This is a genomic window from Neobacillus cucumis, assembly GCF_002860255.1.
GTDB classification, from domain to species: Bacteria; Bacillota; Bacilli; order Bacillales; family Cytobacillaceae; genus Neobacillus; species Neobacillus cucumis_A.
The window spans coordinates 36,489-49,694 of sequence record NZ_PGVE01000004.1; the positions used below are offsets into that span (position 1 = coordinate 36,489).

Below are 13,206 nucleotides of genomic sequence, written 5' to 3' on the forward strand. Positions count from 1 at the left end.
GGAGGAACAAAGGAATGCCTAAAGTAGCATTATTAAACCAAAACGGTTCACAAGTTGGAGATATCGAACTTAACGATACAGTTTTTGGTATTGAGCCTAACCAACACGTATTATTTGAAGCAATTGTTATGCAAAGAGCTTCTTTACGTCAAGGAACTCATAAAACAAAAGTTCGTTCAGAAGTAGCAGGCGGTGGCCGTAAGCCATGGCGCCAAAAAGGAACAGGCCGTGCTCGTCAAGGGTCTATCCGTTCACCACAATGGCGCGGAGGTGGTACTGTATTTGGTCCAACACCACGCAGCTATAGCTATAAATTACCTAAAAAAGTTCGCCGTTTAGCGATCAAATCTGCACTTTCATCAAAAGTGTTAGAAGAAAACATTTTAGTACTTGAAAGCTTAGCTTTCGATGCACCAAAAACAAAAGAATTCAAATCAGTATTAGGTGGCCTTTCTGTTGAGAAGAAAGCTCTAATCGTTACTGCTGATCTAGATGAGAACGTAGCATTATCTGCACGTAACATCCCTGGTGTAACAGTTGTAACAGCTGATGGAATCAACGTATTAGACGTTGTAAATCATGATAAGTTAATCATGACTAAAGCAGCGGTTGAAAAAGTAGAGGAGGTGCTTGCATAATGGATGCACGCGATATCATTAAGCGCCCCGTTATCACTGAGCGGTCTACTGACCTAATGTCTGAAAAGAAATATACGTTTGAAGTGGATGTTAGAGCTAACAAAACACAAGTTAAAGATGCGATTGAAGAAATCTTTGGCGTAGATGTTGAGAAAGTTAACATCATGAACTATAAAGGTAAGTTCAAGCGTATGGGTAAATTCGGCGGTTACACAAACAAGCGTCGTAAAGCAATCGTAAAATTAACTGCTGATAGCAAAGAAATCGAAATCTTTGAAGCATAAGAACCTATCAAGAAGAGGAGGGAAATTAAATGGCGATTAAAAAGTACAAACCTACCTCTAATGGTCGTCGCGGAATGACAGTTTCTGATTTCGCAGAAATCACAACTAGCACTCCAGAAAAATCATTATTAGCTCCATTAAAGAGCAAAGGCGGCCGTAATAACCAAGGTAAGTTAACTGTTCGTCATCAAGGTGGCGGCCATAAGCGTCAATATCGTATCATCGATTTTAAACGTAACAAAGATGGCATTCCAGGACGCGTTGCTACAATTGAGTACGATCCAAATCGTTCTGCGAATATCGCATTAATTAATTATGTTGATGGAGAAAAGCGTTATATCTTAGCTCCTAAAAACTTAGAAGTTGGTATGGAAGTAATGTCTGGTCCTGAGGCTGACATTAAAGTGGGTAACGCCCTTCCATTAGTTAATATTCCTGTTGGTACTGTAGTACACAACATTGAATTAAAACCAGGTAAAGGCGGACAATTAGTTCGTTCTGCAGGAACTTCTGCTCAAGTACTTGGTAAAGAAGGTAAATACGTATTAGTACGTTTAACTTCTGGTGAAACTCGTATGATCCTGGCTGAGTGCCGTGCTTCTATCGGTCAAGTAGGTAACGAGCAACACGAACTTATTAACATTGGTAAAGCAGGTCGTTCACGCTGGTTAGGCAAGCGTCCAACTGTACGTGGATCTGTTATGAACCCTAACGATCACCCACACGGTGGTGGTGAAGGACGTTCACCAATCGGACGTAAGTCACCTATGTCTCCATGGGGTAAACCAACTCTTGGATACAAAACTCGTAAGAAGAAAAATAAATCAGATAAGTTTATCGTACGTCGTCGTAAAAAATAACGGGACTAGAGCTACGGTTCATAGTAGAGCCGTAGAACAGTCACGAAGGGAGGTTCCTTCATGGGTCGCAGCTTGAAAAAAGGACCATTTGTTGATGATCATTTAATGGTTAAGGTCGAAAAGTTAAATGAAACTGAGAGTAAACAAGTTATTAAAACTTGGTCTCGCCGTTCTACGATCTTCCCACAATTTATCGGCCACACTATCGCAGTTTATGATGGTCGCAAACATGTGCCTGTATATGTTACTGAAGACATGGTAGGACACAAGCTTGGAGAATTCGCTCCAACTCGTGCTTACAAAGGCCATGGTAATGATGACAAGAAAACAAGACGTTAAGAGAGGAGGGCATCCAAATGCAAGCTAAAGCTGTTGCAAGAACAGTTCGTATTGCTCCTCGTAAAGCACGTTTAGTCGTTGATTTAATCCGAGGTAAGCAAGTTGGTGAAGCGGTGGCGATTTTAAATCTCACTCCTAAGGCTGCTTCTCCAATCGTAGAGAAAGTATTAAAATCTGCTATGGCAAATGCTGAGCACAACTATGAAATGGACGTTAACAATCTAGTTGTTGCACAAGCATTCGTTGACGAAGGACCAACTTTAAAACGTTTCCGTCCTCGTGCTATGGGCCGTGCTAGCCAAATCAACAAACGCACAAGCCACATTACTATCGTTTTAACAGAAAAGAAGGAGGGATAAGCTGTGGGTCAAAAAGTAAATCCAGTCGGTTTGCGTATCGGAATCATCCGTGATTGGGAATCTAAGTGGTACGCAGGTAAAGACTTCGCTGAACTTTTACACGAAGACCTTAAAGTTCGTGAGTATATCACGAAGCGTTTAAAAGATGCTTCTGTTTCTAAAGTAGAAATCGAACGTGCTGCTAACCGTGTGAATGTAACTGTTCATACTGCGAAACCAGGTATGGTTATCGGTAAAGGCGGTACTGAAGTTGAAGCACTTCGTAAAGCATTAAATCAATTAACTGGCAAACGCGTTCACATCAACATTCTTGAAATCAAGAGAGCTGACGTTGATGCTAAACTAGTTGCTGAAAATATTGCTCGTCAATTAGAAAACCGTGTATCCTTCCGTCGTGCACAAAAGCAAGCTATTCAACGTGCAATGCGCGCAGGTGCAAAAGGTATTAAAACAATGGTATCTGGTCGTTTAGGCGGAGCTGATATTGCTCGTTCTGAACACTACAGTGAAGGAACTGTTCCACTTCATACACTTCGCGCTGATATCGACTATGCTACAGCTGAAGCTGATACTACTTATGGTAAGCTAGGCGTTAAAGTATGGATCTATAAGGGAGAAGTCCTTCCTACTAAGAAGAAAAATGCGGAAGGAGGCAAATAATTATGTTATTGCCAAAACGCGTAAAATATCGCCGTCAACACCGTGGGAAGATGCGCGGTCAAGCTAAGGGCGGTACTGAAGTAACTTTCGGTGAATACGGCCTACAAGCTTTAGAAGCTTCTTGGATTACAAATCGTCAAATCGAAGCAGCTCGTATTGCGATGACTCGTTACATGAAACGTGGCGGTAAAGTTTGGATTAAAATTTTCCCTCACAAGCCTTACACTGCTAAGCCGCTAGAAGTCCGGATGGGTTCTGGTAAAGGGGCGCCTGAAGGTTGGGTAGCTGTTGTTAAGCCTGGAAAAATCATGTTCGAAATCGCTGGTGTATCTGAAGAGATCGCTCGTGAAGCGCTTCGTCTTGCTATGCACAAACTTCCTGTAAAATGTAAGTTTGTAAAACGTGAAGAAATTGGTGGTGAATCAAGTGAAAGCTAATGAACTACGTGAACTTACCACTGCTGAAATAGAACAAAAAGTTAAATCATTAAAAGAAGAGCTTTTCAACCTTCGCTTTCAATTGGCGACAGGACAACTTGAAAACACAGCTCGTATTCGTGAAGTACGCAAATCGATTGCTCGCATGAAGACAGTTGTTCGTGAAAGAGAAATCAGCGTTAATAAGTAATTACCTGAGAGGAGGTTCACAGAATGAGTGAACGTAACCAGCGCAAAGTTTACACTGGACGCGTAGTTTCTGACAAAATGGATAAAACCGTTACTGTTCTTGTTGAAACTTACAAAAAGCATCCACTATACGGTAAACGCGTTAAGTACTCTAAAAAATTCAAAGCTCATGATGAGCAAAACCAGGCAAAAATCGGCGATGTTGTACGCATCATGGAAACTCGCCCACTTTCAGCTACTAAACGCTTCCGTTTAGTCGAAGTAGTAGAAAAAGCAGTTATCATTTAATTGTTCGGATAAGCTTCATTCCGAAGGGAGGTTACACACATGATTCAACAAGAATCACGTTTAAAAGTTGCTGACAACTCTGGTGCTCGTGAAGTACTAACGATTAAAGTTCTTGGTGGTTCTGGCCGCAAAACCGCTGGTATTGGTGATGTCATCGTTTGTACAGTAAAACAAGCAACACCAGGTGGCGTTGTTAAAAAGGGTGACGTTGTTAAGGCAGTTATCGTTCGTACAAAGAGCGGTGCACGTCGTCCTGATGGGTCATACATCCGTTTCGATGAAAACGCATGTGTTATTATCAAAGATGATAAGAGCCCTCGTGGAACTCGTATCTTTGGACCAGTTGCCCGCGAACTTCGCGACAACAACTTTATGAAAATCGTTTCTTTAGCTCCAGAAGTACTATAATTTTAAAATCAATTGCCTTTAAGGAGGTGCTAAATGATGCATGTAAAAAAAGGTGATAAAGTAAGAGTCATCTCTGGTAAGGATAAAGGCAAAACAGGTGTGATCCTAGCTGCTTATCCAAAAGAAAGCCGTGTATTGGTTGAAGGTGTTAACATTGTGAAAAAACACTCTAAGCCTTCTCAAGTGAACCCACAAGGCGGAATTATCAGCTTTGAGGCTCCTATCCATGTATCAAACGTAATGCCTATCGATCCTAAAACTGGTAACCCAACTCGTGTAGGTTACAAAACGGTTGATGGTAAGAAAGTACGCGTAGCAAAATCCGGTGAAGTATTAGATAAATAGTTTAAAAAAGAAGGGAGGTACAATGAATGAACCGCCTAAAAGAAAAGTTTATTAAAGATGTAACACCTGCTCTAATGAGCAAGTTCAACTATAAATCAATTATGGAAGTTCCAAAAATTGAAAAGATCGTAATCAACATGGGTGTTGGTGACGCAGTTGCAAATGCAAAAGCACTTGACAATGCTGTTGAGGAGTTAACAACTATTACTGGTCAAAAACCAGTTGTAACTCGCGCGAAAAAATCTATCGCTGGTTTCCGTCTTCGTGAAGGTATGCCAATCGGTGCAAAGGTAACACTTCGCGGTGAGCGCATGTACGAATTCTTGGATAAATTAGTTTCCGTTTCTTTACCTCGTGTACGTGACTTCCGTGGGGTTTCTAAAAAAGCCTTTGATGGTCGCGGTAACTACACTTTAGGTATCAAAGAACAATTAATCTTCCCTGAAATTGATTATGATAAAGTAAGCAAAGTTCGTGGTATGGATATCGTTATCGTAACGACTGCAAACACTGATGAAGAATCACGTGAACTTTTAACTCAATTTGGAATGCCATTCCAAAAGTAATCGTTAAATAAGGGAGGCGAAAACGTGGCTAAAAAGTCAATGATTGCGAAACAACAGCGCACGCCTAAATTCAAAGTACAAGAGTACACACGCTGCGAACGTTGCGGCCGTCCACACTCTGTATACCGTAAATTTAAGCTTTGCCGTATTTGTTTCCGTGAATTAGCATACAAAGGACAAATTCCTGGTGTTAAAAAAGCTAGCTGGTAAAACTAGAAGTTGGGAAGGAGGTAAAAATAATGGTCATGACAGATCCAATTGCTGATATGCTTACTCGCATTCGTAATGCGAACATGGTACGTCACGAAAAATTAGAAGTGCCTGCTTCTAATGTAAAGAAAGAAATCGCTGAGATCTTAAAGCGCGAAGGTTTCGTACGTGACGTTGAGTTTATCGAAGACAACAAACAAGGGATTATCCGTATCTTCTTAAAGTACGGTGCAAATAACGAACGTGTTATTACTGGTCTTAAGCGCATAAGCAAGCCTGGTCTTCGAGTTTACGCTAAATCAAATGAGGTACCACGTGTACTTAACGGTCTTGGTATCGCATTAGTTTCAACATCTACTGGTGTTATTACTGATAAAGAAGCTCGTGCAAAACAAATCGGCGGCGAAGTATTAGCTTACGTTTGGTAATCGAGTTTTTGAATGAATGGAGGTGCACTAAATGTCTCGCGTAGGAAAAAAACCAATCGAAATTCCAGCAGGAGTTACGGTTACATTAAACAACAATACTGTGACTGTTAAGGGACCTAAAGGCGAACTAACTCGTACTTTTAATCCTGATATCACAATTAACGTAGAAGAAAACATTGTAACAATCACTCGTCCATCTGACGTGAAAGAACACCGCGCATTGCACGGTACAACTCGTGCGGTAATCGCAAACATGGTTGAAGGTGTTTCCACTGGCTTCACTAGAGGCTTAGAGCTAATCGGGGGTGGATACCGTGCACAAAAGCAAGGTAACAAGCTTGTATTAAACGTTGGTTACTCTCATCCAGTTGAAATCGAACCTGAAGCTGGCCTTGAAATTGAAGTGCCTGCCAATACAAAGATCATTGTAAAAGGTACTGACAAGGAACGTGTTGGTGCATTAGCAGCCAATATCCGTCAAGTTCGTCCTCCAGAGCCTTATAAAGGTAAAGGAATCCGTTACGAAGGTGAATTTGTACGTCGTAAAGAAGGTAAAACTGGTAAGTAATGCCGCATAAGTAAACGAAAGGAGTGACCTAAATGATTACGAAGCAAGATAAGAACGCTACTCGCAAGAAAAGACATGCTCGTGTTCGTGCGAAACTTAGCGGTACTTCATCTCGTCCACGTCTAAATGTGTTCCGTTCAAATCAACACATTTATGCACAAGTTATCGATGACATGAATGGTGTCACTTTAGCAAGTGCTTCTACTATAGAAAAAGATTTCGGTCTTGAATCTACTGGAAACGTTGAAGCTGCTAAAAAGGTCGGAGAATTAGTCGCTAAACGTGCGGTTGAAAAAGGTATCACTGCTGTTGTATTTGACCGTGGGGGATACCTATATCACGGACGTGTGCAAGCATTAGCTGATGCTGCTCGTGAGAACGGCTTACAATTTTAATAGTCAAAGGAGGGACACAAAAAGATGCGTCGTATTGATCCAAACAAACTTGAACTTGAAGAACGCGTAGTAACGGTTAACCGTGTTGCGAAAGTTGTTAAAGGTGGACGTCGTTTCCGTTTCTCTGCTCTTGTAGTAGTTGGGGATAAAAACGGTCATGTAGGTTTCGGTACTGGTAAAGCGCAAGAGGTACCAGATGCGATCCGTAAAGCCATCGAAGATGCTAAGAAAAATTTAGTGGAAGTGCCAATGGTTGGAACTACTGTTCCTCACCAAGTAATTGGACGTTTTGGTGCTGGTGAAATTCTATTAAAACCTGCTTCTGAAGGTACAGGAGTTATCGCTGGTGGACCAGTTCGTGCAGTATTAGAATTAGCAGGTGTTGCTGATATCCTTTCTAAGTCACTAGGAACGAACACTCCAATTAACATGGTACGTGCTACAATTGATGGTTTAAAACAATTAAAACGTGCTGAAGACGTAGCAAAACTACGCGGTAAATCAGTAGAAGAACTGTTAGGATAAGGGGGGAATTCAAATGGCGAACAAACTATTAGTTACCCTTAGCCGCAGCGTAATTGGTCGCCCTGAAGACCAACGTGCAACAGTAACAGCATTAGGATTACGTAAAGTGAATCAAACAGTTGAGCATCAAGATAATGCTGCTATTCGCGGTATGATCAATAAAGTTGCTCACCTTGTAACAGTAAAAGAACAATAATTAGTTGTTTTCTTTCATAAGGAGGTGCCAATATGAAACTTCATGAATTAAAACCTGCAGAAGGTTCACGTCACGAACGTAAGCGTCTAGGCCGCGGTATCGGTTCTGGTCAAGGTAAAACAGCAGGTAAAGGTCATAAAGGTCAAAATGCTCGTTCTGGCGGCGGTGTACGCGTTGGATTCGAGGGTGGTCAAACACCTTTATATCGTCGTTTACCAAAACGTGGTTTTACTAATATCAGCCGTAAAGAATATGCAGTTGTTAACCTTGATGCTTTAAATCGCTTTGAAGAAGGTACAGAAGTTACTCCAGAACTTCTTATCGAAACAGGCGTAGTAAGTAACGAAAAAGCAGGGATCAAAATTCTTGCTAAAGGGAACGTAGAGAAAAAGTTGACTGTTAAAGCTCACAAATTCTCCTCTGCTGCTAAGGAAGCGATCGAAGCTGCTGGTGGAACTACTGAGGTGATCTAATGTTCCAGACTATCTCCAATTTTATGCGCGTGGGTGAGATAAGACGTAAAATCATTTTCACCCTTTTAATGTTAGTCGTTTTTCGACTAGGTACATTTATTCCTGTACCGAACGTAAATGCTGAAGTTCTTGCTAATCAAGATAAGCTAAGTGTTTTCGGTATCCTTAATACCTTCGGAGGTGGAGCATTAAAACAATTCTCCATCTTTGCAATGGGTATTATGCCTTACATTACTGCATCGATTATCATTCAGCTTTTACAAATGGATGTTGTTCCAAAGTTTACGGAATGGTCCAAGCAAGGTGAAGCAGGCCGTCGCAAGATTGCCCAATTTACCCGATACTTTACTGTTGTGCTTGGATTTATCCAAGCATTAGGTATGTCCTATGGTTTTAACAACCTAGCCAGCGGTCAATTGATTGAGAACCCTGGTATTGGCACTTATCTTCTTATTGCAGTTACGCTAACAGCGGGTACTTCATTTTTGATGTGGCTGGGCGAGCAAATTACTGAAAAAGGTGTAGGAAATGGTATTTCTATTATCATCTTTGCGGGGATTGCAGCTGGTATCCCAAACACAGTTAATCAAATTTATGTACAGCAATTTGAGAATGCAGGTGAAGCACTATTCCTACGTATTGTTACAGTACTAGTAATTGTACTTGCAGTAATTGCGATCGTAGTTGGAGTTATCTTCATACAGCAAGCCAATCGTAAAATTCCAATTCAATATGCTAAGCGCATGGTTACGGGACGTAATCCTGTTGGCGGACAGTCCACTCATATGCCGTTAAAAGTTAACGCTGCGGGTGTAATCCCTGTTATCTTTGCGGTGTCCTTTATTGTAACGCCAAGAACGATTGCTTCATTTTTTCCTACAAATGACGTAACTCTCTGGATTACAAAATATCTCGATTACACGCATCCTATTGGGATGACGCTATATGCAATCTTAATTATCGCGTTCACTTATTTCTATGCTTTCATTCAAGTTAACCCTGAACAAGCAGCGGAAAACTTACAAAAGCAAAGCGGCTATATTCCTGGCATTCGTCCAGGTAAAAGCACACAGGAATACTTAACTCGCGTCCTATACCGTTTAACATTTGTGGGTGCCATTTTCTTAACCATTATTGCGATACTTCCTACTATTTTTATAAAATTAGCGAACCTACCGCAATCTGCTCAAATTGGTGGAACTAGTTTGTTGATCGTTGTCGGCGTTGCGCTTGATACGTATAAACAGCTTGAGGCACAGCTTGTTAAACGTCATTATAAAGGCTTTATAAAATAAAAGGTTTTAGGGCCCTTTTGGTCCCTGAAACCAACTTATAGCACGAGGGGGAACACGTGTGAATTTAGTATTAATGGGGCTTCCGGGTGCTGGAAAAGGCACACAAGCTGAAAGAATCGTCGAAGAATACGGCATCCCTCATATCTCAACTGGAGATATGTTCCGTGCAGCGATGAAAGAAGGAACAGAACTAGGCTTACAAGCGAAATCATTCATGGATAAGGGTGAACTTGTACCTGATGAGGTTACAATTGGCATTGTTCGTGAAAGACTAAGCAAAGAGGATTGTCAAAAGGGTTTCCTTTTAGACGGTTTTCCTAGAACTGTACCTCAAGCTGAGGCTTTGGAAAATCTACTCACTGATTTAAATAAAAAGATAGACTATGTAATCAATATTAATGTTGATAGAAGTATATTAATGGACCGTTTGACAGGACGTCGAATCTGTAAGGAATGTGGTTCAACTTATCATTTAATCTTTAATCCTCCTGCAAAAGAGGGTGTCTGCGACAAATGTGGCGGAGAACTGTACCAAAGAGCGGATGATAATGCTGAAACAGTTCAAAATCGATTAGATGTTAATATCAAACAACAAGAGCCATTACTAACTTTCTATGAAACAAAAGGCTATCTTCGCACGATCGATGGTCAGCAGGATATTCGTAAAGTATTTGCTGATATCGAACAATTACTAGAGGACTTACGTTAATGGTCATTGGTACAACCGTGCGAGCGACTCTCGACAACTCTTCAAGAAGTTTCAGAAGTATGTGCTAGAAAATTGCTTTTCTATAATACTGAGTATGTAGAACCGAGAGTTGGGCAAGACTTACATGAGGAATTACTTATTCTGCTTATGTAGAAAAAACTTGCGGACAGATGACGAACAATATGGTAATATTAAAAGGTTGCTATTGTTGTACGATTAAAAGGTTTGCATTACATTTTCGAACACTATTTTTGAAATTAGAAGGGAGACGAGACAATGGCCAAAGACGATGTTATTGAAATTGAAGGTAAAGTTATTGAAACTTTGCCAAATGCGATGTTTAAGGTAGAATTAGAAAATGGTCATACAGTGCTGGCTCATGTTTCCGGTAAAATTCGTATGCATTTTATTCGAATTCTTCCTGGTGATAAAGTAACAGTTGAGCTTTCTCCATATGACTTAACACGCGGAAGAATTACCTACCGCTTCAAATAAACTGCTTGCTTGCACTCCGTACTATTAAGGAGGTTAGGATAATGAAAGTAAGACCATCTGTCAAACCGATCTGCGAAAAGTGCAAAGTTATCCGTAGACGCGGAAAAGTTATGGTTATCTGTGAAAACCCTAAACATAAACAAAAACAAGGTTAATTTTAAGGAGGTGCGCTCATTATGGCACGTATTGCTGGTGTAGATATTCCACGTGAAAAGCGTGTAGTTATCTCTTTGACTTACATTTATGGTATTGGTAAAGCCACTGCACAAAAAGTATTAGCTGAAGCTGGTGTTTCTGAAAATACTCGTGTACGTGATTTAACTGAAGACGAATTAAACAAAATCCGTGACATCATCGACAAATTAAAAGTCGAGGGTGATCTTCGCCGTGAAATTTCTCTTAACATTAAGCGTTTAATGGAAATCGGCTGCTACCGCGGATTACGTCACCGTCGTGGTTTACCGGTTCGTGGACAAAATACGAAAAACAACGCTCGTACACGCAAAGGTCCTCGTAAGACTGTTGCGAACAAGAAGAAGTAATCGGCAAAGGAGGTTAATTTAAATGGCACGTAAAACTAATACACGTAAACGTCGTGTTAAAAAGAATATTGAATCTGGGATCGCTCATATCCGTTCAACTTTTAACAATACGATTGTAACTATCACTGATGTTCATGGGAATGCAATTTCTTGGTCAAGTGCAGGTGCGCTTGGATTTAAAGGTTCTCGTAAATCTACTCCATTCGCAGCTCAAATGGCAGCTGAAACTGCAGCTAAGACTTCCATTGAACATGGTATGAAGACATTAGAGGTTACTGTTAAAGGACCTGGTGCAGGCCGTGAAGCTGCCATCCGTGCTCTTCAAGCTGCTGGTCTAGAAGTAACTGCTATTAAAGACGTTACACCTGTTCCTCATAATGGATGCCGTCCACCAAAACGTCGTCGTGTTTAATTTTTCTGTATAGAATTTGTATCATGTGTCTATAATGGGATATGATATTAATTATTTGCACTAATACAGAAGATTTATTCCAGTTGTTGTGCACAAAACGGGAACGTATACATGGGGGAATTTCAGTTAGGAATACCTAATGAAGTTTCGACGTTTTGAAGGAGGGTTATTTGATGATCGAAATAGAAAAACCAAAAATCGAAACGATTGAGATCAACGATGATGCCAAGTACGGAAAGTTCGTCGTAGAGCCACTTGAGCGTGGATATGGTACCACTTTGGGTAACTCCTTACGTCGTATCCTATTATCTTCACTCCCAGGTGCCGCTGTTACATCGATTCAAATCGATGGGGTACTTCATGAGTTCTCAACAATTGAAGGCGTCGTAGAGGATGTAACATCCATCATTTTAAACATTAAAAAATTAGCGTTAAAAATCTACTCTGACGAAGAGAAAACTCTTGAGATTGATGTGCAGGGTGAAGGACCTGTCAAGGCAAGCAATATTACGCATGATAGTGATGTTGAGATTTTAAATCCAGACCTTCATATTGCTACATTAGCTGCAAATGGACATCTTCGCATGCGTTTAACGGCTAAACGCGGTCGTGGATACACTCCGGCTGAACAGAACAAAAGAGAAGATCAACCGATCGGTGTTATTCCAATTGATTCAATTTATACGCCTGTTGCTCGTGTGTCATATCAGGTAGAAAACACTCGTGTAGGTCAATTATCAAATTATGATAAGCTAACGCTTGATGTTTGGACAGATGGAAGCACTGGGCCAAAAGAAGCGATTGCTCTTGGTTCGAAAATTTTGACCGAGCATTTGAATATATTCGTAGGTTTAACCGACGAAGCTCAAAATGCTGAAATTATGATTGAAAAAGAAGAAGATCAAAAAGAAAAAGTTCTTGAAATGACTATTGAAGAACTAGACCTTTCTGTTCGTTCTTATAACTGCTTAAAACGTGCTGGAATCAACACTGTTCAGGAATTAGCTAATAAGACTGAAGAAGATATGATGAAAGTTCGTAACTTAGGCCGTAAATCACTTGAAGAAGTGAAGGCAAAACTAGAAGAGCTTGGATTAGGCTTACGTAAAGACGACTAGTCGAGAGTAAAAGCTGATATCCGTTTTATGACTTCAACAAAGGAGGGAACCCTTCATGGCATACAGAAAGTTAGGACGCACAAGCGCACAGCGTAAAGCTATGCTACGTGATTTAACTACAGATTTAATTATCAACGAGCGCATCGAAACAACAGAAACTCGTGCGAAAGAAATTCGTTCAACTGTTGAAAAAATGATCACACTTGGTAAACGCGGAGATCTACATGCTCGCCGTCAAGCTGCTTCTTACGTTCGTCACGAAGTAGCAAATGCTGAAAATGGTCAAGATGCAGTTCAAAAACTTTTCGCTGATATCGCTCCACGTTACCAAGAGCGTCAAGGTGGATACACTCGTATTATGAAACTTGGACCTCGCCGCGGTGACGGTGCGCCAATGGTTATTATCGAGTTAGTTTAATACACTTTAACAGACAACAAGGGCGCTGGACAGTTTAAAATCAAACTTG

The 13,206-nt window shown here is 40.7% G+C and carries 27 protein-coding genes; all 27 read left to right on the forward strand.

The annotated features are described in order from the left end of the window. The first annotated feature begins 14 nt into the window (after positions 1-14). The 27 genes from rplD (at position 15) to rplQ (ending at position 13,157) form a co-directional block, all read left to right on the forward strand. On the forward strand, positions 15-638 hold the full coding sequence (rplD, locus tag CVD27_RS00385; RefSeq protein ID WP_101645936.1) for a 50S ribosomal protein L4: 624 nt from the start codon (positions 15-17) through the stop codon (positions 636-638). Continuing rightward, positions 638-922: a 50S ribosomal protein L23 gene (rplW, locus tag CVD27_RS00390; protein WP_101645937.1), complete on the forward strand. Its 285-nt coding sequence runs from the start codon at positions 638-640 to the stop codon at positions 920-922. The genes rplD and rplW overlap by 1 nt, the downstream gene beginning before the upstream one ends. A gap of 29 nt (positions 923-951) precedes the next feature. Further along, positions 952-1,782 (forward strand): 50S ribosomal protein L2, encoded by an 831-nt coding sequence (gene rplB / locus CVD27_RS00395; RefSeq protein ID WP_101645938.1) that lies wholly within the window; start codon positions 952-954, stop codon positions 1,780-1,782. 60 nt (positions 1,783-1,842) lie between these two features. Further along, positions 1,843-2,121, forward strand: coding sequence for a 30S ribosomal protein S19 (gene rpsS / locus CVD27_RS00400; RefSeq protein WP_026565526.1), 279 nt, complete (start codon positions 1,843-1,845; stop codon positions 2,119-2,121). A gap of 17 nt (positions 2,122-2,138) precedes the next feature. Continuing rightward, positions 2,139-2,480, forward strand: coding sequence for a 50S ribosomal protein L22 (gene rplV, locus CVD27_RS00405; RefSeq protein WP_098533214.1), 342 nt, complete (start codon positions 2,139-2,141; stop codon positions 2,478-2,480). A 3-nt stretch (positions 2,481-2,483) separates the two neighbouring features. After that, positions 2,484-3,140: a 30S ribosomal protein S3 gene (rpsC, locus tag CVD27_RS00410; RefSeq protein WP_101645939.1), complete on the forward strand. Its 657-nt coding sequence runs from the start codon at positions 2,484-2,486 to the stop codon at positions 3,138-3,140. A 2-nt stretch (positions 3,141-3,142) separates the two neighbouring features. Next, positions 3,143-3,577, forward strand: coding sequence for a 50S ribosomal protein L16 (gene rplP, locus CVD27_RS00415; RefSeq protein ID WP_098533210.1), 435 nt, complete (start codon positions 3,143-3,145; stop codon positions 3,575-3,577). Beyond that, entirely contained in the window at positions 3,567-3,767 is a 201-nt protein-coding gene (gene rpmC / locus CVD27_RS00420) for a 50S ribosomal protein L29 (protein WP_098533209.1), read from the forward strand. Before rplP ends, rpmC begins: the two co-directional genes overlap by 11 nt. Positions 3,768-3,790: 23 nt before the next feature. Then, entirely contained in the window at positions 3,791-4,054 is a 264-nt protein-coding gene (gene rpsQ / locus CVD27_RS00425) for a 30S ribosomal protein S17 (RefSeq protein ID WP_101645940.1), read from the forward strand. 39 nt (positions 4,055-4,093) lie between these two features. Beyond that, positions 4,094-4,462: a 50S ribosomal protein L14 gene (gene rplN / locus CVD27_RS00430; RefSeq protein WP_034676100.1), complete on the forward strand. Its 369-nt coding sequence runs from the start codon at positions 4,094-4,096 to the stop codon at positions 4,460-4,462. Between the two features lie 36 nt (positions 4,463-4,498). Continuing rightward, positions 4,499-4,807, forward strand: a complete 309-nt coding sequence (rplX, locus tag CVD27_RS00435; protein ID WP_101645983.1) for a 50S ribosomal protein L24 — start codon at positions 4,499-4,501, stop codon at positions 4,805-4,807. Between the two features lie 26 nt (positions 4,808-4,833). After that, complete coding sequence (gene rplE / locus CVD27_RS00440) at positions 4,834-5,373, forward strand: 50S ribosomal protein L5 (protein WP_101645941.1); 540 nt, start codon at positions 4,834-4,836, stop codon at positions 5,371-5,373. A gap of 24 nt (positions 5,374-5,397) precedes the next feature. After that, positions 5,398-5,583, forward strand: a complete 186-nt coding sequence (rpsN, locus tag CVD27_RS00445) for a 30S ribosomal protein S14 (protein ID WP_007085277.1) — start codon at positions 5,398-5,400, stop codon at positions 5,581-5,583. A 29-nt stretch (positions 5,584-5,612) separates the two neighbouring features. Beyond that, a complete protein-coding gene (gene rpsH / locus CVD27_RS00450) occupies positions 5,613-6,011 on the forward strand; it encodes a 30S ribosomal protein S8 (protein WP_101645942.1) in 399 nt (132 codons plus the stop codon). 31 nt (positions 6,012-6,042) lie between these two features. Beyond that, a complete protein-coding gene (rplF, locus tag CVD27_RS00455) occupies positions 6,043-6,579 on the forward strand; it encodes a 50S ribosomal protein L6 (protein ID WP_101645943.1) in 537 nt (178 codons plus the stop codon). Positions 6,580-6,611: 32 nt separating this feature from the next. Next, a complete protein-coding gene (gene rplR, locus CVD27_RS00460; RefSeq protein ID WP_101645944.1) occupies positions 6,612-6,974 on the forward strand; it encodes a 50S ribosomal protein L18 in 363 nt (120 codons plus the stop codon). A gap of 24 nt (positions 6,975-6,998) precedes the next feature. Continuing rightward, positions 6,999-7,499 (forward strand): 30S ribosomal protein S5, encoded by a 501-nt coding sequence (gene rpsE, locus CVD27_RS00465; protein WP_101645945.1) that lies wholly within the window; start codon positions 6,999-7,001, stop codon positions 7,497-7,499. 13 nt (positions 7,500-7,512) lie between these two features. Continuing rightward, positions 7,513-7,695 carry a 50S ribosomal protein L30 gene (gene rpmD / locus CVD27_RS00470; RefSeq protein WP_101645946.1) on the forward strand — a complete coding sequence of 61 codons (183 nt, stop codon included), beginning with the start codon at positions 7,513-7,515 and terminating at the stop codon, positions 7,693-7,695. A 32-nt stretch (positions 7,696-7,727) separates the two neighbouring features. Next, a complete protein-coding gene (gene rplO / locus CVD27_RS00475) occupies positions 7,728-8,168 on the forward strand; it encodes a 50S ribosomal protein L15 (protein WP_101645947.1) in 441 nt (146 codons plus the stop codon). After that, positions 8,168-9,463 (forward strand): preprotein translocase subunit SecY, encoded by a 1,296-nt coding sequence (gene secY / locus CVD27_RS00480; protein ID WP_101645948.1) that lies wholly within the window; start codon positions 8,168-8,170, stop codon positions 9,461-9,463. The genes rplO and secY overlap by 1 nt, the downstream gene beginning before the upstream one ends. A 58-nt stretch (positions 9,464-9,521) precedes the next feature. Then, the gene (locus CVD27_RS00485; protein ID WP_101645949.1) at positions 9,522-10,172 is read left to right on the forward strand and encodes an adenylate kinase; all 651 of its coding nucleotides are present in this window, start codon (positions 9,522-9,524) and stop codon (positions 10,170-10,172) included. A gap of 276 nt (positions 10,173-10,448) precedes the next feature. Continuing rightward, positions 10,449-10,667 carry a translation initiation factor IF-1 gene (infA, locus tag CVD27_RS00490; protein WP_007085268.1) on the forward strand — a complete coding sequence of 73 codons (219 nt, stop codon included), beginning with the start codon at positions 10,449-10,451 and terminating at the stop codon, positions 10,665-10,667. 41 nt (positions 10,668-10,708) lie between these two features. Next, complete coding sequence (rpmJ, locus tag CVD27_RS00495) at positions 10,709-10,822, forward strand: 50S ribosomal protein L36 (protein ID WP_000868344.1); 114 nt, start codon at positions 10,709-10,711, stop codon at positions 10,820-10,822. 21 nt (positions 10,823-10,843) lie between these two features. Continuing rightward, positions 10,844-11,209, forward strand: coding sequence for a 30S ribosomal protein S13 (gene rpsM, locus CVD27_RS00500; RefSeq protein ID WP_098533190.1), 366 nt, complete (start codon positions 10,844-10,846; stop codon positions 11,207-11,209). Positions 11,210-11,231: 22 nt separating this feature from the next. Further along, positions 11,232-11,621, forward strand: a complete 390-nt coding sequence (rpsK, locus tag CVD27_RS00505; protein ID WP_026574109.1) for a 30S ribosomal protein S11 — start codon at positions 11,232-11,234, stop codon at positions 11,619-11,621. Between the two features lie 173 nt (positions 11,622-11,794). Continuing rightward, a complete protein-coding gene (locus CVD27_RS00510) occupies positions 11,795-12,739 on the forward strand; it encodes a DNA-directed RNA polymerase subunit alpha (protein ID WP_101645950.1) in 945 nt (314 codons plus the stop codon). Between the two features lie 55 nt (positions 12,740-12,794). Continuing rightward, positions 12,795-13,157, forward strand: a complete 363-nt coding sequence (rplQ, locus tag CVD27_RS00515) for a 50S ribosomal protein L17 (protein WP_101645951.1) — start codon at positions 12,795-12,797, stop codon at positions 13,155-13,157. Positions 13,158-13,206: the final 49 nt, after the last annotated feature.